The organism is Azorhizobium sp. AG788, from assembly GCF_004364705.1.
Lineage (GTDB): Bacteria > Pseudomonadota > Alphaproteobacteria > Rhizobiales > Xanthobacteraceae > Azorhizobium > Azorhizobium caulinodans.
In genome coordinates, this window is the sequence record NZ_SOBM01000007.1 from 70,932 (window position 1) to 97,432 (window position 26,501).

Annotated in this window: 25 protein-coding genes; 14 read left to right on the forward strand and 11 right to left on the reverse strand. The window is 68.3% G+C overall.

Annotation, left to right across the window (positions count from 1 at the left end; all coding sequences use genetic code 11):
* Positions 1–82: 82 nt before the first annotated feature.
* The 7 genes from coaA to hisB are packed head-to-tail and all read right to left on the reverse strand — an operon-like array spanning position 83 to position 4,713.
* Positions 83–1,045, reverse strand: coding sequence for a type I pantothenate kinase (gene coaA / locus DFO45_RS18695; protein ID WP_012173015.1), 963 nt, complete (start codon positions 1,043–1,045; stop codon positions 83–85).
* 31 nt (positions 1,046–1,076) lie between these two features.
* Positions 1,077–1,406, reverse strand: coding sequence for a phosphoribosyl-ATP diphosphatase (locus DFO45_RS18700; protein ID WP_012173016.1), 330 nt, complete (start codon positions 1,404–1,406; stop codon positions 1,077–1,079).
* A gap of 54 nt (positions 1,407–1,460) precedes the next feature.
* A complete protein-coding gene (gene hisF, locus DFO45_RS18705) occupies positions 1,461–2,237 on the reverse strand; it encodes an imidazole glycerol phosphate synthase subunit HisF (RefSeq protein ID WP_012173017.1) in 777 nt (258 codons plus the stop codon).
* Between the two features lie 3 nt (positions 2,238–2,240).
* Positions 2,241–2,972, reverse strand: a complete 732-nt coding sequence (hisA, locus tag DFO45_RS18710; RefSeq protein ID WP_012173018.1) for a 1-(5-phosphoribosyl)-5-[(5-phosphoribosylamino)methylideneamino]imidazole-4-carboxamide isomerase — start codon at positions 2,970–2,972, stop codon at positions 2,241–2,243.
* Entirely contained in the window at positions 2,969–3,616 is a 648-nt protein-coding gene (hisH, locus tag DFO45_RS18715) for an imidazole glycerol phosphate synthase subunit HisH (RefSeq protein ID WP_133866056.1), read from the reverse strand. Before hisH ends, hisA begins: the two co-directional genes overlap by 4 nt.
* Positions 3,613–4,110, reverse strand: a complete 498-nt coding sequence (locus DFO45_RS18720; RefSeq protein ID WP_133866057.1) for a DUF2628 domain-containing protein — start codon at positions 4,108–4,110, stop codon at positions 3,613–3,615. The genes hisH and DFO45_RS18720 overlap by 4 nt, the downstream gene beginning before the upstream one ends.
* Positions 4,111–4,119: 9 nt before the next feature.
* Complete coding sequence (hisB, locus tag DFO45_RS18725) at positions 4,120–4,713, reverse strand: imidazoleglycerol-phosphate dehydratase HisB (RefSeq protein WP_133866058.1); 594 nt, start codon at positions 4,711–4,713, stop codon at positions 4,120–4,122.
* Between the two features lie 241 nt (positions 4,714–4,954).
* On the opposite strand from hisB, the gene DFO45_RS18730 reads away from it, so the two are divergent.
* A complete protein-coding gene (locus DFO45_RS18730) occupies positions 4,955–5,746 on the forward strand; it encodes an alpha/beta hydrolase (RefSeq protein WP_166657180.1) in 792 nt (263 codons plus the stop codon).
* A 3-nt stretch (positions 5,747–5,749) separates the two neighbouring features.
* On the opposite strand, the gene DFO45_RS18735 is transcribed toward DFO45_RS18730, so the two are convergent.
* From DFO45_RS18735 to DFO45_RS18745, 3 genes are all read right to left on the reverse strand, one after another.
* A complete protein-coding gene (locus DFO45_RS18735; protein WP_133866060.1) occupies positions 5,750–6,040 on the reverse strand; it encodes a hypothetical protein in 291 nt (96 codons plus the stop codon).
* Between the two features lie 56 nt (positions 6,041–6,096).
* The gene (locus tag DFO45_RS18740; RefSeq protein WP_133866061.1) at positions 6,097–7,476 is read right to left on the reverse strand and encodes an MFS transporter; all 1,380 of its coding nucleotides are present in this window, start codon (positions 7,474–7,476) and stop codon (positions 6,097–6,099) included.
* A gap of 108 nt (positions 7,477–7,584) precedes the next feature.
* Entirely contained in the window at positions 7,585–12,441 is a 4,857-nt protein-coding gene (locus tag DFO45_RS18745) for an NAD-glutamate dehydrogenase (protein WP_133866062.1), read from the reverse strand.
* Between the two features lie 315 nt (positions 12,442–12,756).
* Here DFO45_RS18745 and DFO45_RS18750 point away from each other — a divergent pair, with 315 nt between their 5' ends.
* The 7 genes from DFO45_RS18750 (at position 12,757) to DFO45_RS18780 (ending at position 18,975) form a co-directional block, all read left to right on the forward strand.
* Entirely contained in the window at positions 12,757–13,308 is a 552-nt protein-coding gene (locus DFO45_RS18750) for a peroxidase-related enzyme (protein ID WP_133866239.1), read from the forward strand.
* 68 nt (positions 13,309–13,376) lie between these two features.
* Positions 13,377–13,940, forward strand: a complete 564-nt coding sequence (locus DFO45_RS18755; RefSeq protein ID WP_133866063.1) for a hypothetical protein — start codon at positions 13,377–13,379, stop codon at positions 13,938–13,940.
* Positions 13,941–14,163: 223 nt separating this feature from the next.
* A complete protein-coding gene (locus tag DFO45_RS18760) occupies positions 14,164–14,946 on the forward strand; it encodes an ABC transporter ATP-binding protein (protein WP_244421763.1) in 783 nt (260 codons plus the stop codon).
* On the forward strand, positions 14,939–15,643 hold the full coding sequence (locus tag DFO45_RS18765) for an ABC transporter ATP-binding protein (protein WP_133866064.1): 705 nt from the start codon (positions 14,939–14,941) through the stop codon (positions 15,641–15,643). The genes DFO45_RS18760 and DFO45_RS18765 overlap by 8 nt, the downstream gene beginning before the upstream one ends.
* Positions 15,644–15,697: 54 nt before the next feature.
* Positions 15,698–16,924 carry an ABC transporter substrate-binding protein gene (locus tag DFO45_RS18770; protein WP_133866065.1) on the forward strand — a complete coding sequence of 409 codons (1,227 nt, stop codon included), beginning with the start codon at positions 15,698–15,700 and terminating at the stop codon, positions 16,922–16,924.
* A 166-nt stretch (positions 16,925–17,090) separates the two neighbouring features.
* Positions 17,091–17,972: a branched-chain amino acid ABC transporter permease gene (locus DFO45_RS18775; RefSeq protein WP_012173033.1), complete on the forward strand. Its 882-nt coding sequence runs from the start codon at positions 17,091–17,093 to the stop codon at positions 17,970–17,972.
* Positions 17,973–17,979: 7 nt separating this feature from the next.
* Entirely contained in the window at positions 17,980–18,975 is a 996-nt protein-coding gene (locus DFO45_RS18780; protein ID WP_133866066.1) for a branched-chain amino acid ABC transporter permease, read from the forward strand.
* A 16-nt stretch (positions 18,976–18,991) separates the two neighbouring features.
* Here the strand turns inward: DFO45_RS18780 and DFO45_RS18785 are convergent, their stop codons facing one another.
* Positions 18,992–20,998, reverse strand: coding sequence for a M23 family metallopeptidase (locus DFO45_RS18785; protein ID WP_166657181.1), 2,007 nt, complete (start codon positions 20,996–20,998; stop codon positions 18,992–18,994).
* A 248-nt stretch (positions 20,999–21,246) separates the two neighbouring features.
* Here DFO45_RS18785 and DFO45_RS18790 point away from each other — a divergent pair, with 248 nt between their 5' ends.
* The 6 genes from DFO45_RS18790 (at position 21,247) to DFO45_RS18815 (ending at position 26,205) form a co-directional block, all read left to right on the forward strand.
* Positions 21,247–22,164 (forward strand): pirin family protein, encoded by a 918-nt coding sequence (locus tag DFO45_RS18790; RefSeq protein ID WP_133866068.1) that lies wholly within the window; start codon positions 21,247–21,249, stop codon positions 22,162–22,164.
* 54 nt (positions 22,165–22,218) lie between these two features.
* Positions 22,219–22,419: a hypothetical protein gene (locus tag DFO45_RS18795; protein WP_133866069.1), complete on the forward strand. Its 201-nt coding sequence runs from the start codon at positions 22,219–22,221 to the stop codon at positions 22,417–22,419.
* Between the two features lie 102 nt (positions 22,420–22,521).
* Positions 22,522–23,151, forward strand: a complete 630-nt coding sequence (locus DFO45_RS18800; RefSeq protein ID WP_133866070.1) for a TetR/AcrR family transcriptional regulator — start codon at positions 22,522–22,524, stop codon at positions 23,149–23,151.
* Positions 23,151–24,104, forward strand: coding sequence for an HlyD family efflux transporter periplasmic adaptor subunit (locus DFO45_RS18805; RefSeq protein ID WP_133866071.1), 954 nt, complete (start codon positions 23,151–23,153; stop codon positions 24,102–24,104). The genes DFO45_RS18800 and DFO45_RS18805 overlap by 1 nt, the downstream gene beginning before the upstream one ends.
* Positions 24,101–25,072 carry an ABC transporter ATP-binding protein gene (locus DFO45_RS18810; RefSeq protein ID WP_133866072.1) on the forward strand — a complete coding sequence of 324 codons (972 nt, stop codon included), beginning with the start codon at positions 24,101–24,103 and terminating at the stop codon, positions 25,070–25,072. Before DFO45_RS18805 ends, DFO45_RS18810 begins: the two co-directional genes overlap by 4 nt.
* Positions 25,069–26,205 carry an ABC transporter permease gene (locus DFO45_RS18815; RefSeq protein ID WP_012173041.1) on the forward strand — a complete coding sequence of 379 codons (1,137 nt, stop codon included), beginning with the start codon at positions 25,069–25,071 and terminating at the stop codon, positions 26,203–26,205. The genes DFO45_RS18810 and DFO45_RS18815 overlap by 4 nt, the downstream gene beginning before the upstream one ends.
* Positions 26,206–26,501: the final 296 nt, after the last annotated feature.

Here is a 26,501-nt window from a genome sequence, read left to right on the forward strand (position 1 = left end):
AGCTCGTCTCCGCAGGCAAGACCTGACACCAGCGACCACGGGAGCAGATCGGGCGGCGCAGCGCACCGCCCCGTTGCTCTGCCTACAGCTTGCGGAGCTGAACCTCGGCTACTTCGTGGTCGCCGGCCTTGCGCAGGATGAGGTTGGCGCGCTGGCGGGTGGGCAGGATGTTCTCCCGCAGGTTCGTCAGGTTGATCCGGTGCCAGATGGAGAGCGCCGTCTCCCGCGCTTCTTCTTCCGTGAGCTTGGAATAGCGATGGAAGTAGGACAGCGGATCCTTGAAGGCGGTCTCGCGCAGCCGCATGAAGCGCTGCACATACCAATGCTCCAGCACGTCCTCGTCGGCATCGATATAGACCGAGAAGTCGAAGAAGTCGGAGACGAAGGGAATGGCCTTGCCGTCGCGCGGCGGACGCCCCGTCTGGAGCACGTTCAGCCCCTCGACGATGAGGATGTCCGGCCGGTCCACCTCCACCATCTGGTCGGGCAGCACGTCATAGAAGAAGTGGGAATACAGCGGCGCCTTCACCGGCCGGCGGCCGGCCTTGATGTCGGTGAGGAAGCGCAGCAGCAGCGAGAGGTCGTAGCTCTCGGGAAAGCCCTTCTTCTCCATCAGCCCTTCGCGCTGGAGCACGGCATTGGGCAGGAGGAAGCCGTCGGTGGTCACGAGGTCCACCTTGGGCGTGTGGGGCCAGCGGGCGAGCAGCGCCTGAAGGACGCGCGCCGTGGTGGACTTGCCCACCGCCACCGATCCCGCAACGCCGATGATGTAGGGCATCTTGCCCTCGGCATTGTTGCGGTGGTCGAGGAACTGGCTCATGGCGCGGAAAAGCTTCTGCGTCGCGCCCACATACATGGAGAGCAGGCGCGAGAGCGGCAGGTAGATCTCTTCCACCTCACGGATGGACAGGCGGTCGTTGAGGCCCTGCAACCGCAGGATCTCCTCCGCCCCCAGCGTCATCGGCGTGTCTTCACGCAGTTGCGCCCATTCCGCGCGAGTGAAGGTGCGATAGGGCGAAAGCCCGGGGTCAAGCCGTTGATCCATGGGCCCAATATCCTCCCAACACCATCACCACTCAGCTCCGTTGTCTCGAAGCTTTTTCTTCGTGGCCGGACTGGCGGGTGCGCCGGGCGAGTTCCGCATGGACCTCGTCCAGTTCCACGCCCTTGGCGTGCAGCAGGACCGCCAGATGATAAAGCAGGTCCGCCGTTTCCGATATGACGGCAGCCTTGTCCGAGCCGACGGCGGCCAGCGCCGTCTCAACCGCTTCCTCGCCCAGCTTCTGGGCGCACTTGGAAATGCCCTTGTCGAGCAGCGAGCGGGTATAGGACGCCCCCGCATCCGCCTGCGCCCGCGCGGCGACGATGCGTTCCAGGTCCGCGAGGGTGACGCGATCTTCGCTCATCGTCCCAGCCTTGAGGTTGCGGCTCCCGCCCCGGAGCCGTGAGAGGGTGGCCCCTCAGGTATCCATGCGCACCGGCAGCCCGGCGGCGGCGAGCCGCTCCTTGGCCTGCCGGACGGTGAAGGTGCCGAAGTGGAAGATGGAGGCGGCGAGCACGGCGGTCGCCCCACCCTCGCGGATGCCGTCCACCATATGGTCGAGCGTGCCGACGCCCCCGGAGGCGATCACCGGCACCTGCACGGCGTCCGCCACCGCGCGGGTGAGCGCCGTGTCGAAGCCCTTGCCGGTGCCGTCCCGGTCCATGGAGGTGAGGAGGATCTCGCCGGCGCCGAGGTCCACCACCTCGCGGGCGTATTCCACCACGTCGAGGCCGGTGGGCTTGCGCCCCCCGTGGGTGAAGATTTCCCAGCGCGGCGTCTCGCCGGGGCCGGACACCTGCTTGGCGTCGATGGCCACCACGATGCACTGCTCGCCGAACTTCTCCGCCGCCTCGCCCACGAAGGCGCGGCGGTGCACGGCGGCGGTGTTGATGGACACCTTGTCGGCGCCCGCCTGGAGGAGCGCGCGCACATCCTCCACCGTGCGCACGCCGCCGCCCACGGTCAGCGGCATGAAGCACTGCTCGGCGGTGCGCCGCACCACATCGAGGATGGTGCCCCGGTTCTCGTGGCTGGCGGTGATGTCGAGGAAGGTCAGTTCGTCGGCGCCGGCCGCGTCATAGGCGCGGGCGGATTCCACCGGGTCGCCGGCATCGCGCAGATCGACGAACTGCACGCCCTTGACGACACGGCCGTCCTTCACATCGAGGCAGGGGATGACGCGGACCTTCAGCATGGGTCAGCTCCGTCCCGCCACCAGCGCGAGGGCCGCGCCGGGATCGAGCCGCCCGTCATAGAGCGCCCGGCCAGTGATGGCGCCGGCAAGCTTCTTCGCGCGCGGCTCCAGAAGCGCCTCCACGTCCGCCAGCGAGGCGAGGCCGCCGGAGGCGATGACGGGGATGGACACCGCATCCGCCAGCGCGATGGTGGCGTCCATGTTGAGGCCCTTCAGGAGGCCGTCGCGGGCGATGTCGGTGTAGATGATGGCGGAGACGCCGGCATCCTCGAAGCGGCGGGCAATGTCCACCGCCGGCAGGTTCGAGGTCTCGGCCCAGCCCTGCACGGCCACATTGCCGTCGCGGGCATCGAGCCCGACCACCACGCGGCCGGGATGGGCCTTGGCGGCGGCCTTCACGAAGTCCGGATCGCGCACGGCGGCGGTGCCGAGGATGACGCGGGTGACGCCCTTCTCCAGCCAGCCGTCCACCGTCTTCATGTCACGGATGCCGCCGCCGAGCTGCACCGGGATGGAGACCGTCTCAAGGATGCGGTCCACGGCGGCCGCATTCACCGGATGGCCGGCGAAGGCGCCGTTGAGATCCACGAGATGCAGATAGCGGAAGCCCAGCGCCTCGAACTCGCCGGCCTGGCTGGCGGGGTCGCGGTTGAACACGGTGGCCCGGTCCATGTCGCCCTGCTCCAGGCGCACGGCGAGGCCGTCCTTCAGATCGATGGCGGGAAAGAGGATCACGGGCGCCACTTCAGGAAATTGGCGAGAAGGGCAAGGCCGAGCTTCTGGCTCTTCTCGGGATGGAACTGGGTGCCGGCCACATTGTCGCGGGCGACGGCGGCGGTGATGGTGCCGGCATAGTCGGTGGTCGCGAGAAGGTCCGCCGGATCGGCGAGCTTGAAGGCATAGGAATGCACGAAATAGGCGTGCAGCCCGTCCGGTCCGAGCGGGATGCCCTCCAGCAGGGCATGCGCGCGGGCCGGCTGGAGCGTGTTCCAGCCCATGTGCGGGATCTTGAGACTGGGATCGGACGGGGTGATGCGGTCCACCTCGCCCTTGATCCAGCCGAGGCCGGGGGTCACGCCATGCTCCAGCCCGCGCTCGGCCAGCAATTGCAGGCCGACGCAGATGCCGAGGAATGGACGACCACGGCCATGCACCGTTTCCTCGAGCGCCGCCACCATGCCGGGCACGGCGTCGAGGCCGCGGCGGCAGTCGGCGAAGGCGCCGACACCCGGCAGCACCACCCGGTCGGCGGCGCGCACCACGTCCGGATCGCTGGTCACGACAATGCGCTCGCCCCCGGTGTCGAGGGCGGCGCGTTCAATGGCCTTGGCTGCGGAATGCAGGTTTCCGGAGCCGTAATCGACGATGGCAACAGTCATGGGGCATAAGGCTCCGAGAAGGAGCCGATCACCGGACCCGGCTGCGACGGCGCGCGCCCGGTCCTTGGGGTGGAAGGGGGAACAGCGGACGAGCCCGCGGCACAGGCGGCTGGCGGCGTCCACTCCGAGAAGAAGCGCAGCTCGGCTTCGGCCTGATCCCGGCCGACGACGCAGCCCGCTTCCTCATAGCCGAGCCACAGAAGCTTGCGGATGCGCATGGACGGCAGTTCCAGCGCGATGAGCACATGGAAACCGACCATCACCGCCGTCTCGACGCTCTCCCGCAGGCCGAAGCGCAGTTCGGCCACCGCGAGCATCACCGAGACGATCACGTAAGCAGCGAAAACGAGCCACAGCCGGTAGCGCAGCAGCACGAACGGCGCGAGGAAGAGCGCGGCCCAAGAGAAGCGCTCACGCACGAAGACGACGCGCTCGGCCGCGCGCAGGGGCGTATCGCCCGCGTCGGTCTTGGTCAGAACCGTCCAGCTGGCCATGCCGCCTCCTCAGCCGCCAAGGGCGCCCTTGGTGGAGGGGATTTCCCCCGCCGCCGCCGGATCGATGGCCACCGCGGCACGCAGCGCCCGGGCGAGGCCCTTGAAGCAGCTTTCCGCAATGTGGTGGGCGTTGTCGCCGTAGAGCGTCTCCACGTGCAGCGTCACGCCCGCGTTGGAGGCAAACGCCTGGAAGAACTCCCGCACCAGCTCGGTGTCGAACTCCCCGATCTTGCCCACCTTGAACTCGGTGCGGAACACGAGGAAGGGCCGGCCGGAAATGTCGAGCGCGACGCGGGTCAGCGTCTCGTCCATGGGCAGGTGCAGGTCCGCATAGCGGGTGATGCCGCGCATGTCGCCGAGCGCGCGCCGGAGCGCCTGCCCGAGCACGATGCCCACGTCTTCCGTGGTGTGGTGGAAATCCACATGCAGGTCGCCCTTGGCCTCCACTTCGAGATCGAAGCGGGCGTGGCGGGCGAGCAGATCGAGCATATGGTCGAAGAAACCGATGCCCGTGGCAATGCTGGCGCGGCCCGTGCCGTCCAGATTGACGGCAAGGCGCACCTTGGTTTCCTTGGTCTCGCGGACGATCTCGGCCTGACGCATGGAAGTCCTCTTGGAGACGGCCCCGCGCCGGAGGATCGCGCACTCGATCCAGAAGGCCGCCGGTCCATCCCGTCGCAAAGAGCTGGCGTGCGGTTCCCCGACCGGTCGGACGATCGCACCCCAAGGCCGCGCCTTCTAGCAGGTACGCTGCTGCAACGCCATATGGCGGCCATGTGACAGCCGCATGCGAGCGCCGCGCCCAGACGGCGTGCCAGCTGCGGATCACGAGGAGGGGAGTGACATGGCAGATTTCGCGACCGGCGGCGGGCTGAAGATCGCCTATGACATCGCCGGCAGCGGCGCGCCGCTGCTGCTAATCGGCGGGCTCTCGGCGGATCGGCCCTTCTGGGGCTTGGCCCGGCCACACCTCTCCGCCTTCCGCACGCTCGCCTTCGACAATCGCGACGTCGGCGCCAGCGACCGCGCCACCGGACCCTATACGCCCGCCGACATGGCGCGCGATGCGCTGGCGGTGATGGATGCGGCGGGGATCGCACGCGCCCACGTGCTCGGCCATTCGCTGGGGGGCGTCATCGCGCAGGAGCTGGCGCTGCTGGCGCCCGAGCGGGTGGACCGGCTGGTGCTCGCCTGCGCCTTCGCCCGTTGTGATCTCTATGTGCGCGAGCTCATCCGCCTGCTCAAACGGCTGCGGACAGAACTGGCGGATCCGGAGACCTATGTCGCGGCGCTCGCCACCTTCACCCTCGGGCGTACATTCCTGGAGGCCAACAGCCTCTGCGATATCGCCCGCGCCACCGTCGGGCTGGGTACCCTTCAGGAAGTGGCCGCCTTCAACCGGCAGGCGGACGCGAGCCTCCTCACCGACACGCTCGGCCGGCTCGGCGGCATCACCGCCCCGACGCTGGTGATCTCGACCCTGGATGACCGCTTCTTTGCGGACCCTTTCGCGCAGGAGATGGCAGCCGCCATTCCCGGCGCGGTGAAGCGCGACATGCCGGGCATCGGCCATTGCCCGATGATCGAGGCCCCTTCCGCCTTCGCCGCGCTGGTGCGGGACTTCCTCGCGGCTTGAGGCTCAGCGCCTCTGCCAGTGGCCGGGCGTATAGCTCCAGATGACCACGCCGCGGATGGCATAGGACGGCCCGACCCAGGTGGCGCCCGTATCGGCGGGTGCAGCGTTCGCAAGGCGGGTACGTTGCGGCGCCTTGGGCGGCGGTGGGCTCTTGGACGTGTCCGAGGCGGGCGTCGCCGGCTGGGTCTGCGTGGGCGGCGGCCCAGGATCGTCCGCATGCGCGGTCAAAGGCGCAACGGCGGGGATCGCAGCCAGCAGCGCGAGCCGGAACAGGCGGGTCGTCCGAGGGATCATCACGGCGCCTCCCCATATGGGATAAGCGCTCAGGCTAACGCCGATCGCGGCGCGCCTCAACGGGAGGTTTCGCGCACGCCCGCCAGCAGCACACCGCCGAGCGCGAAGAAGGCAAGCAGCACCGAAATGCCGGCCTTCTGGCTGGCGGCAAGCCCCGTCACCAGCGCCACCAGCGTCGGCGCGGCAAAGGAGGTGAGCCGTCCGGACAAAGCGAAGAGGCCGAAATATTCGCCCAGATGCTCCGGCGGGGCGAGGCGGGCCAGAACCGTGCGCGAGGCCGCCTGCAAGGGGCCGGCCACGAGGCCGATGAGGAGGCCGAGGCCCAGATAGAACTTTTCCGGGACGGTCCCGAAGAGCCCGCTGCCGGGAGCTGTCGGCACGAGGCCGAAAAAGAGCGCGTCCTTCGACAGGCTGAGGATGCCGAAGGCGGCAAGGAACAAAGCGCCGAGCGAGAGCAGCACCACCCGCCGCCCGCCGATGCGGTCATCGAGCCAGCCGCCGAGCAGCGCGCCGAAGATGCCGGTGACGAGGATGAGGATGCCGAAGGTGCCGATCTGCACCGAGCCCCAGCCGAAGGTGCCCGCCGCATAGATGCCGCCCAGCGAGAACAGCCCCACCATGCCGTCCGTATAGATCATGTTGGCGATGAGGAAGCGGGCGAGATTGGGCTGCCCCTTCAGGCGGCTGAAGAGGGTGCGCAGATCTTTCAGCCCGCCCCGGACGGCGGCGGCAAGCGGCAGGCCGCGCGGCCGGTCGGGCGTGAAGAGGAACATCGGCGTCACGAGGACGAGGAACCAGAGCGCGCAGAGCGGCCCGGTGATGCGGTCACCCTCACGGGCGGCAGCATCGAGCCCCAGCGCGGGCGGGCGGCCGGCGAGCGTCAGGCCGGTGTCCGGGCTGGTGGCGAAGAAGACGAGAACGAGCGCCAGCGCGATGAGGCCGCCCACATAGCCCGCCGCCCAGCCGAGGCCCGAGAGGCGGCCCAGCCGGTCGGGCGGCACGAGGCCCGGCATCATGGCATTGTTGAAAGTGATGGCGCACTCGGCGCCCACCGTCGCGAGCACGAAGGCTAAGAGGATGAAGGGCACACGGCTTTCGTCGCCCGGCGCCGCGAACCACAGCGCCGCACTGCCCGCCGCCAGCATGAGCCCGCAGATGGCGATCCATGGCTTGCGCCGCCCGCCCGCGTCCGCCACGGCGCCGAGGATGGGCGAGGCGAGCGCGATGATGAAGCCTGCGAGCCCGGTGGCAAAGCCCCACGCCTCCTGCCCCCGCGCCGGATCGCTCATCACCGCCGAGGCGAAATAGGGAGCGAAGATGAAGGTGGTGACGAGGCTGAAGAAGGGCTGGCAGGCGGGATCGAACAGCACCCATCCCGTGACGGCGAGGCTGGATGCGGGACGGACAGGGACGGAGGGGGAGAGCGGCGCGGTCATGGCGCGCGACACTGGCATTGCCGGCCGGCGGAGGGAAGCCGGTCCCGGCCGTCGTCCCCGCACCGAAGAAGGCGCGAGGACGACGATGAACCGGGATCGGAGCCGGGATCAGGCGCGGGCGAGATCGCCCAGCAGGTTCGCCGCCAGCGTGAGCTTGGAGAGCGAGAGGCCGGAGGTGGTGATGTCCTGCACCGTGGCGCGGATGCGTTCCACGTCGCGGCGCCGGCTGTCCACGAAGGCTTCGAGCCCCTCTGCCCCCGTGCCGCCGCCCACCAGCACCTCGCCGGTCATCTGGCGGATGAAGGTTTCGAGCTGCCCGAGCGCCCGGTCGAGGGCGAGGCGGTCGTAATAATCCGGCGCCGAGATGGCCTTGGCGGCGGTGACGATGTCGTCGATGGCGAAATAGCGGCCCACCGCGAAGAATGTGGGTGCGGCCTCATCCAGCGCCCGGCCGGTGCGCTCCGCCAGCAGCGCGATGTCGGAGGCCGCCGCCAGCGCGGGCAGCACGGCGATCTCGGCGGCCAGCGCCTCGGGCACGCCCTGCTGCACCAGTTCCGCAATGTGGCGGTCGCGGCCCGCCCGCCAGATCTCCGGCAGGCTGGTATCGAGCGCGCCGACGACGGAGGCGACCGCCTTGCCGTAGCGCTCCACCACGCTGGCGATGCCCACGGAAAGGTTGGCATAGCGCAGGAACCAGATGGTCCGACCGATCATGAGATCCTGGATGGCGCGGTAGAGGCCGAGCTGCACCTCGCCATCCACGTTGTTGTCGAGCGCATCGATGGCGGCATTGATGCGCGGCAGGCCGTAGATGTCGCGCACCGCCACGAAGGCGCGGGCGATGGCGGCGACATCCGCGCCCGTCTGGTCGGAGATGCGGGCAAGGCACGTCGGGCCGCCCTGATTGATCAGCGCGTTGGCAAGGCCGGTGGCGATGATCTCCCGCCGCAGGCGATGGGTGGCGATGGCCTGCGGGAAACGCGCCCGCAGGGCCGGCGGGAAATAGGTCATCAGTTCGTCGGCGAGATACGGATCGTCCGGCACCTCGGAGGCGAGCAGGTCGCTGTAGAGCGAGAGCTTGCCATAGGCGAGGAGCACGGCGAGTTCCGGCCGCGTCAGGCCCTCGTTGCGGTTGCGCCGCTCGCGCAGGTCGGCGTCGGAGGGCAGATACTCCACGGTGCGGTCGAGTTCGCCGCGCATTTCCAGCGTCTGCATCATGCGCTGCTGGAAGGCCATGTCCTCCGTGCCGCGCCGCTCGGCGAGAGAAATCGCGAGCGGTTGCAGATAGTTGTTGCGCAGCACGAGGTGCGAAACGTCGTCCGTCATGTCGGCGAGAAGCTGGGCGCGGTCGGGGGCGCTCAGCACGCCCTCGGCCACCGGGGTCGAGAGGGCGATCTTGATGTTCACCTCGACGTCCGAAGTGTTCACGCCCGCCGAATTGTCGATGGCGTCGGTATTGAGCTTCACGCCCCGCCGCGCCGCCTCGATGCGCCCGCGCTGGGTCATGCCGAGGTTGGCGCCCTCGCCCACCACCTTTGCCCGCAGGTCGGCGGCGCAGATGCGGATGGCGTCGTTGGCACGGTCGCCCACCTGCGCGTCCGTCTCGACGCTGGCGCGCACATAGGTGCCGATGCCGCCGAACCAGAGCAGGTCGACCTCCGCCTTCAGGATGGCGGTCATCACCTCGTTGGGGGCCGCTTCCGCCTTGTCGAGGCCGAGCACCGCCCGCACCTCGGGCGAGAGCGGAATGCGCTTGGCGCTGCGGGGGAAAACGCCGCCGCCGGCAGAGATCAGCTTGGCGTCATAATCCTCCCAGGAGGAGCGCGGCAGGTTGAACAGCCGCTGGCGCTCCGCATGGGCGACCGCCGGATCGGAATTGGGATCGAGGAAGATGTGGCGGTGGTCGAAGGCGGCCACCAGCTTGATGGCCTTCGACAGCAGCATGCCATTGCCGAACACGTCGCCGGACATGTCGCCGACGCCGGCCACCGTCACCGGCGTCGTCTGGATGTCCACGTTGCGCTCGCGGAAGTGGCGCTTCACCGCCTCCCAGGCGCCGCGTGCGGTAATGCCCATGGCCTTGTGGTCGTAGCCGACGGACCCGCCGGAGGCGAAGGCATCGTCCAGCCAGAAGCCGTGGCGCTGGGAGATGCCGTTGGCCGTATCGGAGAAGGTGGCCGTGCCCTTGTCGGCGGCGACCACGAGATAGGGGTCATCGCCATCAAGCCGCACCACCTGCGGCGGGTGGACGACCGCGCCACCCTTCAGGTTGTCGGTGAGGTCGAGCAGGCTGGAGACGAAGATCTCATAGGCCGCGACGCCCTCCGCCTGGATGGCATCGCGCGAGCCGCCCTGCGGCAGGAGCTTGGGCACGAAGCCGCCCTTGGCGCCTACCGGCACGATGACGGCGTTCTTCACCTGCTGCGCCTTCACAAGGCCGAGCACCTCGGTGCGGAAATCCTGCGGCCGGTCCGACCAGCGCAGGCCGCCGCGCGCCACCTGGCCGAAGCGCAGATGCACGCCTTCGACGCGGGGCGAATAGACGAACACCTCATAGAGCGGACGCGGCAGGGGCAGGCCCTCCACCTTCGCGCTCTCATATTTGATGGCGATGGCGGTCTTGGCCCGCCCCTCGGCATCGCGCTGGTAGAAGGTGGTGCGCAGCGCCGCGTCCACCAGATTGACGAAGCGGCGCAGGATGCGATCCTCGTCCAGACTGGAGACGTCAGCCAGCGCCACCTCGATGGCCTCGCGCAAGGGCGCCTCGCGGGCCTGCCGCGCCTCGGGGGAGGCGTCACGGGCGGGATCGAAACGCACGTGGAACAGGCGGACGATCTTTTCCGCGAGCGCCGCGTGGCGGTTCAGCGTGGTCCAGAGATAGTCCTGCGAGAAAGCGATGCCCGCCTGCCGCAGATAGCGCGCCAGCGCCCGCACCAGCGCCACGTCGCGCCAGTTGAGCGCGGTATCCAGCACGAGAGCGTTGAAGCCGTCATTCTCCGCCGTGCCGCGCAGCACGGCGGTGAGCAGGTCTTCCAGCCGCTCGCCGGAGCCGCCCATCTCGATGGCCCGGCCGTCCGAGCGCTCAAGGCTCATCTCATGGACCCAGCTGCGGGTGGCGGCGGAGGCGCCTGAACCGATGCGGGCGGTGGTCTCGATGCGATAGGTGCGCTCGTCGATCGCCTTGAGGCCCATGTTCTCCAGCGTCGGCACCCGCTGGGAGAGCGGCAGCGGCCGGCCGAAGGAGATGAGGCGCAGGGAGATACGCGTTTGGAGGTCGCCGGGGCGACGGAAGAAATCGAGGGCGATGGGCCGCTCGGCGGAGAGGCGCTCCAGTCGGGCGATGTCCTCCACCGCCGTCTGCACCGGATAGGCGGCCACATAGCCGGCATCGAAGGCCGAGCCGTAACGCTCGGCCAGGGCCTGCGCCTCGGCGCTGCCATGGGTGGCGCGCAGCGCCTCGCCGAGACGGTCGGACCAGGAAAGGGCAAGACGTGCGATCTCGCGCTCGAGGTCGACGCGGTTGATTTCTGGCGTGCGGCCTTCCTGACGGCCGATGATGTAGCGCACGCGGGTCAGCGGCAGGTCGGCGAGGAAGGTAGGCTCCACCTCCTCCACGGCGCCACCGAACACCTGGCTGAGATAGGCCCCCACGCTCTGGCGCAGCGCCGCGTCGAAGCGCTCGCGCGGCACATAGACCAGCACCGAAACGAAGCGGTCGAACGGATCGGAGCGCGGCAGCACCCGCACGCGCGGACGGTCATAGAGCGAGAGGATGACGACCGCATAGGCCTGAAGCGTATCGGCGTCGATCTGGAACAGTTCGTCGCGGGGATAGGTCTCCAGGACCGTCGCCAGCGCCTTGCCGGAATGGGTGTCGAGATCGAACCCAGCCCAGACCAGCACCGCCTCCGCCTTGTTACGCAGATAGGGGATCTGCATCACCGAATGGGTGTAGGCGGTGGCGGTGAAGAGGCCGATGATGCGCAGCTCGCCCGTGAGCTTGCCTTCGGCGTCGTGGATCTTCACGCCGATATAATCGAGCGGCGCCCGGCGATGGACGCGCGAGCGGATGCTGGACTTGGTGATGATGAGGGGCTGGCCGCCGGGCTGGAACTGCCGCATGTCCGGCGTCGTCACCACCGGATCGGCGCCGAGGCGCAGCTCATGCACCTGCGGATCGCGCAGCACGCCGAGGCCGCTGTCGGGAATGGCCTCAAGCCCGCCCTCGGCAGTGAGCGCATAGCCGCGCACGCCGAGGAAGATGAAATTGTCGGCCACCAGCCATTCGATGAGATCCGCCGCCTCCTCGCGGTCGATCTCCGAATAGGGCCACTTCTCCCGCCGGTAGGTCTTGGAGACATCGTGGACCCGCGCCCGCATGGCGAGGAAATCGCGATTGGCGGCGCGCACGTCGCTGAGGACGCCGAGCAGGGCCTCCTTCAGATCGGCCTCCGCCGCCGGACTGCCGAGGGCGGGAATATGCAGATGAATCAGGCTCTCGCGGGCCAGGCCCCGGGTGCCCGCCGCCACGAGATCGGTCTCGATCCCCGTGACGGCATCGCCGACGCCGCGCTCCAGCGCGAAGATGGGATGGACCGCGAGGCGCAGTTCCAGACCACGATCCGCCAGTTCGCAGGCCAGAGAATCGAACAGGAAGGTCATGTCGTCATTCACCGCCTCGATGACGGTGACCGGCGGATGGCCGGGCAGGCTCGGCGTGAAGACGTGGACGTCGCTGGTGCCGGGCTTGTGGGCGACGAGATGCGCCCAGGACGTGCGGGCGAGGGCCGCAAGCGCCTCGGGCAGCAGGGCTTCCACATCCTCCGGGGCGGCGGCGCCGAACAGCTGGCGGGTGAAGGCTTCCGGAATGCCCGCGCCCTCGGTCTTGAGCAGACTGACAGCGAGCGACAGACGCGCCTTGGACCCGAACGACGCATCCGAGCCCTGGCTTCCCTGGATATTCATCACGACACTCCCCGGGGGCTTTCGCCGGCCCCCTCTCTGCGCGATCCTCGTCCCCACCGGGAGGCTCCGGGTGTGACGCCGGGGAACGACGAAATCATGACGAGGTGGCCCCTCATGGCAAAAAAGACCACGACCGCCGCAAAACTAAGCACGCCTGACAAAGGCGTTGAAAAGCCAAACAACTTAAGCGCCACGCCCAAAAAAGCGTCAAGCGGGAAACGGTTCCAAAATACCGCAACGCAGCATCCGGAACGGAAGCAAGCCGCCTTGCGCGGCACCGCATCCAAGGCCGCCAGTGCCCCCGCCGCTGAGCCCGTGATCGCCCTCGACCTGCCCCTGGCGCCGCTCGACGCGCCGACCCAGGCCTATTTCGACAAGTGCGTGGAGAAGATCGGTTTCGTGCCGAACGTGCTGAAGGCCTATGCCTTCGATCTGGCCAAGCTCGGCGCCTTTTCGGCGATGTACAACGACCTCATGCTGGCGCCCTCCGGCCTCTCCAAACTGGAGCGGGAGATGATCGCGGTGGCGGTCTCGGCGGTGAACCGCTGCTATTACTGCCTCACCGCCCACGGCGCGGCAGTGCGTGTGCTCTCCGGAACACCGGAGCTGGGCGAGCAGATCCTCATGAACTACCGCGCCGCCCGTCTCGATGCCCGCCAGAGGGCGATCCTCGATTTCGCGGTGAAGCTCACCGAGACCCCGCATCTCGTGGAGGAGCCCGACCGCACCGCTCTGCGTGACGCCGGTCTGTCCGAGCGCGACATCTGGGACGTCGCGGCGGTGGCGGCCTTCTTCAACATGTCGAACCGGGTGGCCAGCGCCACCGACATGCGGCCGAACCCGGAATATCACGCGCAGGCCCGTTGAGTGCGACCGCGCGCCCTGCTGAGTTCCCTCTCAGGGAGGGCGCGCCGCAGGACGCGGGGGTGCGCGTCATGCTATATCGCTTTGAATATAGCTATGGACCTTCCGCCATGCGCGCCTTCTCCGCCGTCGCGATCTTCGCCCTGTTTCTGGCTTCACCATTCCGTGTCCCCGCCCACGCCGCAGGCGAAGGCTGCGCCGCAGCCGCCTGGTCGCTGGAGGCGGACGGCGCGCAACTCGGCGCCGCCGATCTTGCGCACATGCCCTCGGGCCGCCTGCTGGAGCAGCCCCTGCCGCTCGCCTTCGCGCTCGACCTCGCCCCGTCCGAACGCGCCGGGCTCCCCGTCGCCCCGGAGCGGACGGGCGAAGGCGGCGCGGCCGGCTATGTCCGCCTGCCGGCACCGACCGCTGACGGGCTGCTTCAGGTGACCCTCGACCAGCCGGCCTGGATCGACCTGATCGCCAGTGGCATGCCGCTCAAGGCGGCCGCTTTCACCGGCGTCCGCGACTGCCCGCTGGCGCGCAAGAGCGTGCGCTTTGCCGTCGCCACCGGTGCGCCACTGGTGCTCCAGATCAGCGGTACACAGGCCGCCAGTGTGAAGCTCTCCATTTCTCTGCTGCCTGCGATCAAATGAGAAGCGAGGCCCCGTAACGCACTGCGGCATCCACACGACGTGTGCGGCGCTCCGGAATCTATCAAACGTTCTTATTTCTGCCTTTGGTCTATTGACGAAGGCCGTTCTTACCGTGCTACGGTCGGCCCCTATAAGCGCCGCAAAAGGCGCACCGGAGGAAAACGCCAGACCCCGCTCACGGCAGTGCAACGTGGACGGCTGGCCGAACGCAAGAGAGGCGCCCGTGGCGATTGCGGACACTGTCTCAGACGTGCCCTATATCGTTGAAGCATCTGGTCTCACGAAAGAATTCAAGGGGTTCACGGCCGTCAAGAACGTGAACCTCAGGATCCGTCGCAACACCATTCACGCCCTCATCGGGCCGAATGGCGCCGGCAAGACCACCTGCTTCAACCTGATCACCAAATTCCTTGAGCCGACGCGCGGGACCATCCGGCTGAACGGCCGCGACATCACCCGCACCAAGCCCGCGGACGTGGCGCGGCTCGGCATGGTGCGCTCGTTCCAGATCTCCGCCACCTTCGGCCATCTCACGGTGCTGGAGAACGTGCGCGTGGCGCTGCAGCGCAAGCTCGGCACCTCCTTCCATTTCTGGGCGTCCGAGACCTCGCTCGACGCGCTGAACGACCGCGCCATGGAACTGCTGGAGGAGGTGGGCCTCTCCTCCTATGCCCGGCATCTGGCCGTGGAATTGCCCTATGGCCGCAAGCGTGCGCTGGAGATCGCCACCACGCTGGCGCTCGATCCGGAAATGCTGCTGCTGGACGAGCCCACCTCCGGCATGGGCCGCGAGGACATCGCCCGCACCGCCGACCTCATCAAGCGCGTGTCCGCCCAGCGCACGGTGCTGATGGTGGAGCACAATCTCTCCGTGGTCGCGGACCTCTCCGACACCATCACCGTGCTCGCCCGCGGCGAGATCCTGACCGAGGGGCCCTATTCGGAGGTCTCCAAGAATCCGCAGGTGGTGGAAGCCTACATGGGCACGGGACACGGACATGGCTGAGGCGCTGCTCAAGGTCGACGAACTGCACGGCCACTATGGCGAGAGCCATGTGCTGCACGGCATGAGCTTCGAGGTGCATCCGGGCGAAGTGGTGACGCTGCTTGGCCGCAACGGTGCCGGCAAGACCACCACCATGCGCGCCATCATGGGCCTCCTGCGCAAGCGCGCCGGCTCGATCGTCTATGAAGGCACCGAGACGGTGGGCCTCCAGCCCAACAAGATCGCCCGCCTCGGCATCGCGCTCTGCCCCGAGGAGCGCGGCATCTTCGCCAGCCTCAACGTGCGGGAAAACCTGCTGCTGCCACCGGTGGTGAAGCCCGGCGGCCTCTCCGTGGACGAGATCCACGAACTCTTCCCCCGCCTGCACGAGCGGCGCAACAGCCAGGGCACCAAGCTTTCCGGCGGCGAGCAGCAGATGCTGGCCATCGCCCGCATCCTGCGCACGGGGGCGAAATTCCTGCTGCTGGACGAGCCCACGGAAGGGCTCGCCCCGGTGATCGTGCAGCACATCGGTGAGATCATCCGTACGCTGAAGACACGCGGCTTCACCGTGCTTCTGGTGGAACAGAACTTCCACTTCGCCTCCACTGTCGCCGACCGCCACTATGTGGTCGAGCACGGGCGCGTGGTGGACATGGTGCCCAACGACAAGATCGCAGAGAACGCGGCACGTCTGGAAGCCTTCCTCGGCGTCTGAAGCCGGGGATTTCGTACAGCGACAAGCCGGGAAATTCCGGCAGGAGGAAACACAATGCGTCTTGCAGCCACGCTCCTGGCCGCCGGCAGCCTCTTGGCCGCCGGTGCGGCTCAGGCCCAGAGCCCCTCTGCTCCCCTCGCCGTCAAGATCGGCGTGCTCAACGACCAGTCGGGCCTCTATGCCGACCTCGGCGGCCCCGGCTCGGTCTGGGCCGCCAAGAAGGCGGTGTCCGACTTCATGGCGACGCCCGCCGGCAAGAACCTGAAGGTGGAGGTCGTGTTCGCCGATCACCAGAACAAGGCGGACGTCGGCACCGCCATCGCCCGCCAGTGGTTCGACGTGGACGGCGTGGACGTGATCCTCGACGTGCCGAACTCCGGCGTGGCGCTGGCCGTCAATCAGGTGGCCAAGGAAAAGAACAAGGTCTTCATCAATTCCGGCGCGGCGGCGTCCGACCTCACCGGCAAGGCCTGCACGCCCAACACCGTGCACTGGACCTATGACACCTGGGCGCTGGCCAACGGCACCGGCAAGGCCATCACCAAGAACGGCGGCGACACCTGGTTCTTCATCACCGCCGATTATGCCTTCGGCCATGCGCTGGAGCGCGACACCGCCGCGGTGGTGAACGCCAATGGCGGCAAGGTGCTGGGGCAGGTGCGCGTGCCGCTCAACAATGCGGACTTCTCGTCCTTCCTGCTGCAGGCCCAGTCCTCCAAGGCCAAGGTGATCGGTCTCGCCAATGCCGGCGGCGACACCATCAACTCCATCAAGCAGGCGGCGGAATACGGCATCGTCGAAGGCGGGCAGAAGCTCGCCGGCCTGCTGATCTTCCTCTCCGACGTCAATTCCCTGGGCCTCAAGACCGCGCAGGGCCTGACCCTGACGGAAGCCTGGTACTGGGACATGAATGACGACAACCGCGCCTTCGCGAAGGAGTTCGCTGCGGCGAACCGCGGCGTGCATCCCACCATGGTGCATGCGGGCGTCTATTCCGGCACGCTGCACTATCTGAAGGCCGTGGCCGCGCTCGGCGCGGACAAGGACGGCGCCGCCGTGGTGGCGAAGATGAAGGAAATCCCCACCGACGACAAACTGTTCGGCAAGGGCGAGATCCGCGCCGACGGCCGCCAGATCCACCCCATGTATCTGTTCGAGGTGAAGAAGCCGTCGGAGTCCAAGTACCCCTACGACTACTACACCCTGAAGGCGACCATCCCGGCCAACGAGGCCTTCCGCCCGCTCAGCGAGAGCGAGTGCCCGCTGGTCAAGAAGAGCTGACGCCCTGAAGGTGCCGGCCGCGCGCCGGCACCGCCCGGAAGGGTAATCACGGGATCAGCGGTCGCGTCACGCACCGCTCATTCCACCCCTCCGGCACTTTTTCGCGGGGCCGCATGCATGCGGCCCCATCCGACCGCACTCCGTGTCCGGATCTGAGACCGACCCCATGTTCGAGCTCCTCGGCATCGCGCCGCAAGCTTTGTTCGGCCAGCTGCTGCTGGGCCTCATCAATGGCGCCTTCTATGCCATTCTGAGCCTCGGCCTCGCGGTCATCTTCGGCTTGCTGAACGTCATCAATTTCACCCACGGCGCGCAGTACATGATGGGCGCCTTCGGCGCCTGGATGCTGCTGAACTATGTCGGCATACCCTTCTGGGGGGCGCTGGTCCTCGCCCCCATCGCGGTGGCGGCGATCGGCATGGTCATTGAGCGCACGCTGCTGCGGCGACTCTACCATCTCGATCACCTCTACGGCCTGCTGCTCACCTTCGGCCTCGCCCTCATCATCGAGGGGCTGTTCCGCCGGCAGTACGGCTCCTCGGGCCTGCCCTACAACAATCCCCTGCCCGGCGGCACCAATCTGGGCTTCATGTTCCTGCCGAACTACCGTGCCTTCGTGGTGGTGTTCTCGCTGGTGATCTGCCTCGTGACCTGGTTCGTCATCGAGCGCACCAAGCTCGGCTCCTACCTGCGCGCCGCCACCGAGCGGCCGGATCTGGTGCAGGCCTTCGGCATCGACGTGCCGCGCATGATCACGCTCACCTACGGCTTCGGCGTCGGTCTTGCCGCGCTCGCCGGCGTGCTGGCCGCCCCCGCCTATCAGGTGAGCCCCACCATGGGCTCCAATCTCATCATTGTGGTGTTCGCGGTGGTGGTGATCGGCGGCATGGGCTCGATCATGGGCGCCATCGTCACCGGCTTCGGCCTCGGCCTCGTGGAGGGCCTCACCAAGGTCTTCTATCCGGAGGCCTCGTCCACCGTCATCTTCGTCATCATGGCCATCGTGCTTCTCGTGAAGCCGGCCGGCCTGTTCGGCACGGTCAAGTGAGGGCGTCATGAGCACTTCTTCCGCACCCGCCGCCCTCCCCGGCACCGCAGCGCGCGGCGGGGCCGGCCGCGTGGTCTTCGCGCTCGTGGCCATCGCCGTGCTGCTGGTGGCCCCGCTGGTGGTCTATCCCGTCTTCCTCATGAAGGTGCTCTGCTTCGCGCTCTTCGCCTGCGCCTTCAACCTGCTGCTCGGCTATGTGGGCCTCCTGTCCTTCGGCCATGCCATGTTCTTCGGCGGAGCCGGCTACATCTGCGCCCATGCGGTGAAGGTGTGGGGTCTCTCGACGGAACTCGGCATCCTTTGCGGCGTGCTGTTCGCCGCGCTGCTGGGGCTGATCACCGGCGCGCTCGCCATCCGCCGCCTCGGCATCTACTTCGCCATGGTGACGCTGGCGCTGGCGCAGATGTTCTTCTTCTTCTGTCTCCAGGCCAAGTTCACCGGCGGCGAGGACGGCCTTCAGGGCGTGCCGCGCCGGGCGGTGTTCGGGCTCATCGACATCACCAAGGACATCAACCTCTATTATGTGGTTCTGGCCGTCTTCCTGATCGGCTTCGGCATCATCTACCGCACCATCCACTCGCCCTTCGGGCAGGTGCTGAAGGCCATCCGCGAGAACGAGCCCCGCGCCATCTCGCTGGGCTACCGGGTGAGCCAGTACAAGCTGCTCGCCTTCGTGCTCTCGGCCGCGCTCGCCGGCCTTGCGGGGGCCACCAAGGCCATCGTCTTCCAGCTCGCGTCCCTCACCGACGTCGCCTGGCAGATGTCCGGCGAGGTGGTGCTGATGACGCTGGTGGGCGGCATGGGCACCGTGCTCGGCCCGGTGGTCGGCGCCGGCATCATCGTGACGATGCAGAACTATCTCGCCGGCTTCGGCGAATGGGTGCTGGTCATCCAGGGCCTGATCTTCGTGCTGGTGGTCTCGGTGTTCCGGCGCGGCCTCGTGGGCGAGCTTCTGGCGCTGGTCAACCGCCAGAAGCCGGCCGCCGGAGGTGGCGGGCACTGAGCGCCCGCCGCACCGGTCACGGTGCGGGCGTCGGTACGGCCGCGGCCAGCGCGTCCATGCGCGCCCGCTCCTTGCGGAAGGCATCCGCAAGATCGCCCTGGAGAATTCGCCCGCCCGCGAGCTTCACGCGGGTGGGGTCCGCATAATGGCCATTGATCCGCAGTTCGTAATAAAGATGCGGGCCGGTGGACAGGCCGGTGGAGCCCACATAGGCGATCACCTGCCCCTGCCGCACCCGCTGGCCCACCTTCAGGCCTGAGGGAAAGCCCTCCACATGGGCATAGGTGGTCTCGTAGCCGCCATCGTGCCGCACGCGCACATATTTGCCGTAGCCCCACTCGTAATCGATCTTCTCGACCACGCCCGCCCCCGCCGCCACGATGGGTGAGCCGGCGGGACCGGTATAGTCCACGCCATTGTGGAAGCGGCGGTCGTGCAGGATGGGGTGGATGCGCCAGCCGAAGCCGTCATTGAGCCGGCCGGCCGCGAAGGGCTTGCGCAGCAGCATCTTCGTCACCGAGTGGCCGTCGGAATCATAATAGTCCGTCGCCCCGTCGTCCGCCGTGCGGAAGCGGTAGTAGCGGCGCTCCTTGCCGTCGGCCTTCAGGCGCACGAAGGCGATGTCCTGCTGGAAGGCCTCCGGCCGGTTGTCGTTGCGGTCCGGCGGACCATAGACGAGATCGATGCTGTCCTCCGCCCCGAGCGGCGCGTCGAGATCCACGTCGTGCTCCGCGAGGCGCAGGATGGCCTCCACCATGCCCTCGTCCACCACATGGGCGTCGGCCAGCTTGTAGAGCCCGTCGCGGATGGAGAGGCCATCGATGAGGGACGGGTCCACCTCGCCATCGGCCAGTGCGGAAGCGGCGACCGGAGGCGCATCCGGCATCGGCACATAGGCGCCCGCATCGGTGGCGATCAGCCGGGCCACCGGCTTGCCGGCGCGGGCGAGGCTCGCCTTGATCGGGCGCGGCGGACGGGCGCTTTCCTCCCCCTTCGGCTCGGAGAGCACCAGTTCCTCGCCGCCCGCAAAGGCCGGCTTGCCGGCCATGGCCGCCTTGCGCAGGGCGGTCGCCAGCACCTGCGCATCCTCGCTGTCGAGGCCCGCGGCGCGCAGCATGTCCTCGGGCGCATCGCCGGGCTTGGCGACGAGGACCCGGTCCACCGTCGCCGGCTCATGCGGATGCTTGGCGAGGACCGACACGTTCACCGGCTCGCCGATGGCGGTGAGATCGTCTTCGAACATGGCAAGGCTGGGGGCCGGAGGTCCTTCCTGGGGCGGCGGAGCAGGCGTCGGAGGCGGAGGCACCGAGGCGCCAGTGAGGATTTCGGGCGGCAGATGACTCGGCGGAGGCGGAGGCGGCGCGAAGCCGAGAGCGGTCGGCGGTGGCGGAGGCGCGGCATTCGGATGGCGGGCCATGGCCTCCAGCGCCGCCGCGGCGGCAGCCTGGGCTTCCGCCACCCGCGAATGGGCAGCCTTCAGCCCCGCGCGCCGCGCGCTGGCCACCGCATGGGCGGACATGTTGGCCGCCATGGGCGGCGGCACATCGGCGCCCGCATCGGGCATCTCGCCGTCTTCCGCCGGCAGGGGCGGGCGGGGACGGGGCGCTGGCGGCTGGTCGGCGGCGGCAGCCACCACCGTGGCAAGCTTGGTCGCCACATGGACGAAGGCGTGCATGCCCGAGGCGGTGAGCTGCTCCACTTTCACTTCGCGCTTCAGCGCCGAGGCGTCGGCCCGGGCTTGCTGGGTGTGCAGGCGGTCGCCGCGCGGCTTCTCGACGCCGGAGCGCCGGCCCGCCAGCACCGGCCGCACCACATGCCGGCTGTCGCGGGTGATGGAGGCGAAGAGGGCCCCGCACATGAGCGCCAGCGCCACCCCGCCCATGAGGCCGGTGGCGGAGAGCCAGCGCCGGTTGAAGCGCGCCCGCGCGGGACGCGAGCCGGCCTCGCCATGCTCCGCGCCATCGAGGCCGAGGGGCGGCGCCTCATAGGAGAGGTCGGCTTTCAGGAAGACGGCGGCTCTCACGCGGGCACGGCTCCTGGCACCGGCCGGCGATGGTCCAGGCCGGCAGGGCGCAGCATGCGCCGCCTCAGACGCTGGATGGATCGCGGCATGCCTCGGCGTCTCCCTTGCCAGCCCCCTTGCGCGGCGCGCGGACCGTCCTTTCGGATTTGCACGCCATGTACCGGACAGGCCATCGTAATGTGGCGGCCTTGGGGCTTCCGCAGCGGCTGCCGTAGCGGTACAACGCCTTGGAAATGAAGGAGAACGCCATGAGCTGGATGCCGTCATCGGACCCCGTGCTGGGCGATCCCCATTCCTGCGACAAGCTCGACCTCGTGATCGTGCCCCGCGTGCGCGACCTCGGCGACGGTTTCGCGGTCCGACGGGCCCTGCCGCACGGCAAGCGGCAGATGGTCGGCCCCTTCATCTTCTTCGACCAGATGGGCCCGGTGCAGTTCCTGCCCGGCCATGGGCTCGACGTGCGGCCGCACCCGCATATCGGCCTTGCCACCGTCACCTATCTGTTCGACGGCCGTATCCTGCACAAGGACAGCGAGGGCAACGCGCTTGAGATCACGCCCGGTGCGATGAACCTCATGACCGCCGGACGCGGCATCGCCCATTCCGAGCGCTCGCCGCTGGAGGCGCGCACGGGCACGCAGACCATGGCCGGCATCCAGAGCTGGATCGCCTTGCCGGCCGCGCAGGAGGAGACCGATCCCTCCTTCCAGCATTTTTCCGCCACGACCCTGCCCACGGTGGAAGATTGCGGCATCAGCGCCCGCATCATCGCCGGCTCCGCCTTCGGCGTGCGCTCGCCGGTGCGCACCGCCTCCGAATGGCTCTATGCCGAAGTCTGCCTCGATGCCGCCGCGCAGATCCCGCTTGATCCCGATACGGAGGAGCGGGCGGTCTATGTGGCGGAGGGCGAGGTGGAAGTGGCGGGCGACGTGTTCGAGGGGCCGCGCCTCCTCATCTTCCGCCCCGGCGACCGCATCACCATCCGCGCCACCCGCAATTCCCGCCTGATGCTGCTCGGCGGCACGGCGCTGGAGGGGCCGCGCTACATCTGGTGGAACTTCGTCTCCTCCCGCAAGGAGCGCATCGAGCAGGCCAAGGAGGACTGGAAACAGGGCCGCTTCGCCAAGGTGCCGGACGAGAGCGAGTTCATCCCCCTACCGGAATGAGCCGTGCATCCGGGGCGGGTGCTGTAGGCTGGTCTTCCCAAAGGAGAGACGGCCATGACCGAGACATCGAACGACGCCCAGCCCCCGGTGCCCGTCCATCCGGAGGAGCTGAAGGCCACGTGGGAGTTGAACCTCGGCAAGCTCCATATGGCGGCCAGCGCCCGCTGCACGCCCGCCGGCATCGTCGCGGCGGGCGTCGTCGCGACTGCCATTCTGCTGGCGACGCGGGCGCTCATCCGAGCCCACCGCTCCTGAGCGGTATCTGGCCAGCGTCACGGCGAGGTCTGAGGTGGCGATTTTGAGCCGCATTACCACCTGCGGTTGACTGACTGACGAGTCAGTCATAACGTAAAGGGCATGACTGAGCCCTCCTCCGTCCGCCGTTCCCCCGACAAGGCCGCCCGCCGCGCCGACATTCTCAAGGCCGCGCTGGAGGTGTTTGCTGCCAATGGCTACGCCAGCGCCCGACTCGACGACGTGGCGCGGGCAGCGGGTGTGGCAAAGGGTACGCTCTATCTCTATTTCGCCGACAAGCAGGCGCTGTTCGAAGGGCTCATCAAGGAGAACCTCGCGCCCATTCCCGACCTTGCGCTCGGGATGCTGAACGCCTTCGATGGGCCGACAGAGGACCTCATACGCGCCCTCTCCGGCGTACTGCTCGCCCGCATCCAGACGCCGCCGGTGCGGCAGGTGATGCAGCTCATGATCAGCGAGGGGCACCGCTTTCCGGAACTCGCCGCCTTCCATTATCGCGAGGTGGTCACCCAGGGGCTCGAGGTGGTCCGGGCCATCGTCAGGCGCGGCCAGACGCGCGGCGAGATTGAGGGCGACGGCCTGCTGCGCCATCCGCAGGTGCTGTTCGCGCCGGTCATCACCCTCGTGGTGTGGAACATGACCTTCGACAAGGTGGCACCGCTGGATGAACGCCGGTTCGCGGACGATTATATCGCGCTGCTGCTGGGCGGCCTGAAGGGGGAGAGCGCCTGATGCGCCGCCTTCGCCTCGCCCTCCCGCTGCTCCTCCTCGCGCTCGCGGGCTGCGACGGCTCCGGTCCGCGCGGCTATTCCGGCTATGTGGAGGGCGACCTTCTCTATATCGGGCCGGAGGAAGCCGGGCGCCTTGCCACGATCAAGGTGGCAGAGGGCAGCAAGGTATCGGCGGGCATGGCGCTCGCGAGCGTCGAGGACGACATCCAGAAGGCGGACCTCGCCGCTGCCGAGGCCGCCCTTGCGCAGGCCGAGGCCCGGCTCGCCAAGGCGAAGGCGGCGACCCAGCGGCCTGAGGAAATCGCCATCCTCAGCGCCGGCGAGCGGCGGGCAGCGGCGGCGCTCGATCTCGCGCGCATCGAACTGGAGCGGCAGAAGACTCTGGTGCCGAAGGGCGCCTCCTCGCAGGCCAATCTCGACACGGCCCAGCACACCTACGACCAGAATCAGGCGAGCCTCGACGAGATCCGCCGCCAGATCGACGTGGCCAGGATTGCCTCCCGCGACGAGGACATCGCCGCTGCAGAGGCCGCCGTGCGCAATGCCAAGGCGACGTCGGACGCCGCCGCCGTGCGGCTCAAACGCCGGGCCCTCCACGCCCCTCAGGACGGCACCGTGCAGACGCTCTATTACCGCGTGGGCGAACTGGTCCCGGAAGGGCGCCCCGTCCTCTCGCTTCTGCCGCCCGGGCAAGTGAAGGTGCGCTTCTTCATCCCCGAGGCTGACCTGCCCAAGGTGAGGATCGGCGCGCCGGTGAGCGTTTCCTGCGACGGCTGCCAGCCGATCACGGCCGACATCTCTTTCATCTCCGACAGCGCGGAATATACCCCGCCGGTCATCTACAGCCGCGAGGAGCGCTCCAAGCTCGTCTATCTCATCGAGGCGCGCCCGCGCGATCCCGCCCGCGCCCGGCCGGGCCAGCCCGTGACCGTAACGCTGGACGCCGCGCCATGACGGCGCCGGACACCTTCCGCCCGCCGGAGGTGGCCATCTCGGTGGAGGGGCTGAGCAAGAGGTTCGGCGAGCGCCTCGTGGTGGACAATCTCACCATGAGCGTGCGGCGAGGCCAGATCTACGGCTTCCTCGGCCCCAACGGCTCGGGCAAGACCACCACCATCCGTATGCTCTGCGGCCTGCTCACCCCGGACGCTGGGCAGGGCACCTGCCTCGGCCTCGACATCCGCACCCAGTCGCGCGAGATCCGCAAGCACGTGGGCTACATGACGCAGAAATTCTCGCTCTATACCGACCTCTCCGTGCGCGAGAATCTGGAGTTCGTGGCCCGGCTTTATGGCGTGCCGGCCCCTGAGGATGCCGCGCAGGAAGCGATCCGGCGCCTCGGTCTGGAAGGGCGGGGTAAGCAGCTGGCGGGCGAGCTCTCCGGTGGATGGAAACAGCGCCTCGCGCTCGGCGCCTGTATCCTGCCCCAGCCGCAACTGCTCCTGCTGGACGAGCCGACCGCCGGCGTCGACCCGCAGGCGCGGCGCGAGTTCTGGGCGCAGATCCATGATCTGGCCGCCGAAGGGCTCACCGTGCTCGTCTCCACCCATTACATGGACGAGGCCGAGCGCTGCCACGAGATCGCATATATCGCCTATGGCCACCTGCTGGCGCAGGGGACCGTCGCCGAGGTGATCGCCGGCTCCGGCCTCGTGACCTATGTGGTAGAGGCGACCCGCGAGGCGCCCGACCCTGCGGCCGCCATCGCCGCCATCGGCAAGGCGCTCGCCGCCGATCCGGCGGTGGAGATGGTGGCGCCCTTCGGCGTCAGCCTCCACGTCTCCGGCCATGACGCCGCCGCGCTGGAAGCCGCCATCACCCCGCACCGCGCGCGCGAGGGGATCGTCTGGCGGCGGGAGACGGCGACGCTGGAGGACGTGTTCATCGACCTGATGCTGCGCTCCAAGGACAATATGGAATGAGCGCGGGGGCCGACATCGCCGGCTTCCTGCGCCGGGTGGCCGCCATGGTGCGCAAGGAGTTCATCCAGCTCCGCCGCGACCGGGTGACCTTCGCCACCATGATCATGATTCCGCTGCTGCAGCTGATCCTGTTCGGCTATGCCATCAACACCACGCCGCGCCACCTGCCCACCGCCGTCTTCGCGCATGAGAATACGGAGGCGACGCGCGCCATCCTCGCGGCGCTGAAGAACACCGCCTTCTTCAATCTCACCCACGAGCCGCGCAGCGAGGCGGAGGCCGAACACCTGATCCGCAGCGGCGACGTGCTGTTCATGGTGGAAATCCCCGCCGGCTTCGAGCGCGCGCTGCGCCGTGGAGAGACGCCGCAATTGCTCGTCGCCGCCGATGCGACCGATCCCGTCGCGTCCGGCAATGCGCTCGGCGCGCTGTCCGGCGTCGTCACCTCCGCCCTCACCCGCGCCCGCTTCGTGGATGCGCCCGGGACCATGCCGTTCGAGATCGTGCAGCACCGGCGCTACAATCCCGCCGGCACCTCACAGCTCAACATCGTGCCCGGCCTGCTCGGCACCATCCTCACCATGACCATGCTCATCTTCACCGCGCTGTCCGTCACGCGCGAGGTGGAGCGGGGCACCATGGAGAGCCTGCTCTCCATGCCCATCCATCCGGTGGAGATCATGCTGGGCAAGATCATCCCCTATGTGCTGGTGGGTATCATGCAGGGGGTGCTCATCCTCGGCGCGGGCATGATCCTGTTCAACGTGCCGCTGGAGGGGAGCCTCGCACTGCTCAGCCTCGCCACGCTGCTCTTCATCACCGCCAACCTCGCCACCGGCTACACCTTCTCCACGCTGGCCCAGAACCAGCTGCAGGCGGTGCAGATGACCTTCATGTACTTCCTGCCCAACATCCTGCTGTCGGGCTTCATGTTCCCCTTCGCGGGCATGCCGGTGTGGGCGCAGTGGATCTCCGAATGCCTGCCGCTCACGCACTATCTGCGGATGGTGCGCGGCATCCTGCTGAAGGGCGCGACGCTGGTGGACGTGCAGAGCGACATGGGGATGCTGGCCCTGCTCATGCTGGCCGCCATGGCCATCGCGGTGCGACGTTTCCGCCAGACGCTGGACTGACGTTCCCTGGAGCGCGATCCGAACGGATTGGATCGATCCGCTCGGTGAAACGCCCTCTAAACTCAAGCAAGACAACGCATGGTCCCACGAGATGGCCATGCCATCTGATCGGCGCGTGCCCCAAGGCAAACCCTTCACGGCCAAGACTTAGCCTCAATCTGGTGCAAGGCTTGCGGGAGCGGGCCTGCGACAACCAAGACGCGCTCCAGACCCCTCTCCTTTGACTTGTATCAAGGTGAAACGACCCCCCTGCCGCAAGGTGCGGCCGAGGCTCGCGGGCGTGCGTCCGCCGCGCC

Excerpts from the sequence above, each read along its gene's own strand:
- DFO45_RS18700 (WP_012173016.1), bottom strand. The coding sequence starts at position 1,406 with ATGAGCGAAGATCGCGTCACCCTCGCGGACCTGGAACGCATCGTCGCC.
- DFO45_RS18805 (WP_133866071.1), top strand. The coding sequence starts at position 23,151 with ATGCGCCGCCTTCGCCTCGCCCTCCCGCTGCTCCTCCTCGCGCTCGCG.
- DFO45_RS18800 (WP_133866070.1), top strand. The coding sequence starts at position 22,522 with ATGACTGAGCCCTCCTCCGTCCGCCGTTCCCCCGACAAGGCCGCCCGC.
- hisH (WP_133866056.1), bottom strand. The coding sequence starts at position 3,616 with ATGACTGTTGCCATCGTCGATTACGGCTCCGGAAACCTGCATTCCGCA.
- coaA (WP_012173015.1), bottom strand. The coding sequence starts at position 1,045 with ATGGATCAACGGCTTGACCCCGGGCTTTCGCCCTATCGCACCTTCACT.
- DFO45_RS18740 (WP_133866061.1), bottom strand. The coding sequence starts at position 7,476 with ATGACCGCGCCGCTCTCCCCCTCCGTCCCTGTCCGTCCCGCATCCAGC.
- hisB (WP_133866058.1), bottom strand. The coding sequence starts at position 4,713 with ATGCGTCAGGCCGAGATCGTCCGCGAGACCAAGGAAACCAAGGTGCGC.
- DFO45_RS18720 (WP_133866057.1), bottom strand. The coding sequence starts at position 4,110 with ATGGCCAGCTGGACGGTTCTGACCAAGACCGACGCGGGCGATACGCCC.
- DFO45_RS18790 (WP_133866068.1), top strand. The coding sequence starts at position 21,247 with ATGAGCTGGATGCCGTCATCGGACCCCGTGCTGGGCGATCCCCATTCC.
- DFO45_RS18810 (WP_133866072.1), top strand. The coding sequence starts at position 24,101 with ATGACGGCGCCGGACACCTTCCGCCCGCCGGAGGTGGCCATCTCGGTG.
- DFO45_RS18765 (WP_133866064.1), top strand. The coding sequence starts at position 14,939 with ATGGCTGAGGCGCTGCTCAAGGTCGACGAACTGCACGGCCACTATGGC.
- DFO45_RS18795 (WP_133866069.1), top strand. The coding sequence starts at position 22,219 with ATGACCGAGACATCGAACGACGCCCAGCCCCCGGTGCCCGTCCATCCG.
- DFO45_RS18815 (WP_012173041.1), top strand. The coding sequence starts at position 25,069 with ATGAGCGCGGGGGCCGACATCGCCGGCTTCCTGCGCCGGGTGGCCGCC.
- DFO45_RS18735 (WP_133866060.1), bottom strand. The coding sequence starts at position 6,040 with ATGATCCCTCGGACGACCCGCCTGTTCCGGCTCGCGCTGCTGGCTGCG.
- DFO45_RS18770 (WP_133866065.1), top strand. The coding sequence starts at position 15,698 with ATGCGTCTTGCAGCCACGCTCCTGGCCGCCGGCAGCCTCTTGGCCGCC.
- DFO45_RS18780 (WP_133866066.1), top strand. The coding sequence starts at position 17,980 with ATGAGCACTTCTTCCGCACCCGCCGCCCTCCCCGGCACCGCAGCGCGC.
- DFO45_RS18745 (WP_133866062.1), bottom strand. The coding sequence starts at position 12,441 with ATGAATATCCAGGGAAGCCAGGGCTCGGATGCGTCGTTCGGGTCCAAG.
- DFO45_RS18755 (WP_133866063.1), top strand. The coding sequence starts at position 13,377 with ATGCTATATCGCTTTGAATATAGCTATGGACCTTCCGCCATGCGCGCC.
- DFO45_RS18730 (WP_166657180.1), top strand. The coding sequence starts at position 4,955 with ATGGCAGATTTCGCGACCGGCGGCGGGCTGAAGATCGCCTATGACATC.
- hisF (WP_012173017.1), bottom strand. The coding sequence starts at position 2,237 with ATGCTGAAGGTCCGCGTCATCCCCTGCCTCGATGTGAAGGACGGCCGT.
- DFO45_RS18775 (WP_012173033.1), top strand. The coding sequence starts at position 17,091 with ATGTTCGAGCTCCTCGGCATCGCGCCGCAAGCTTTGTTCGGCCAGCTG.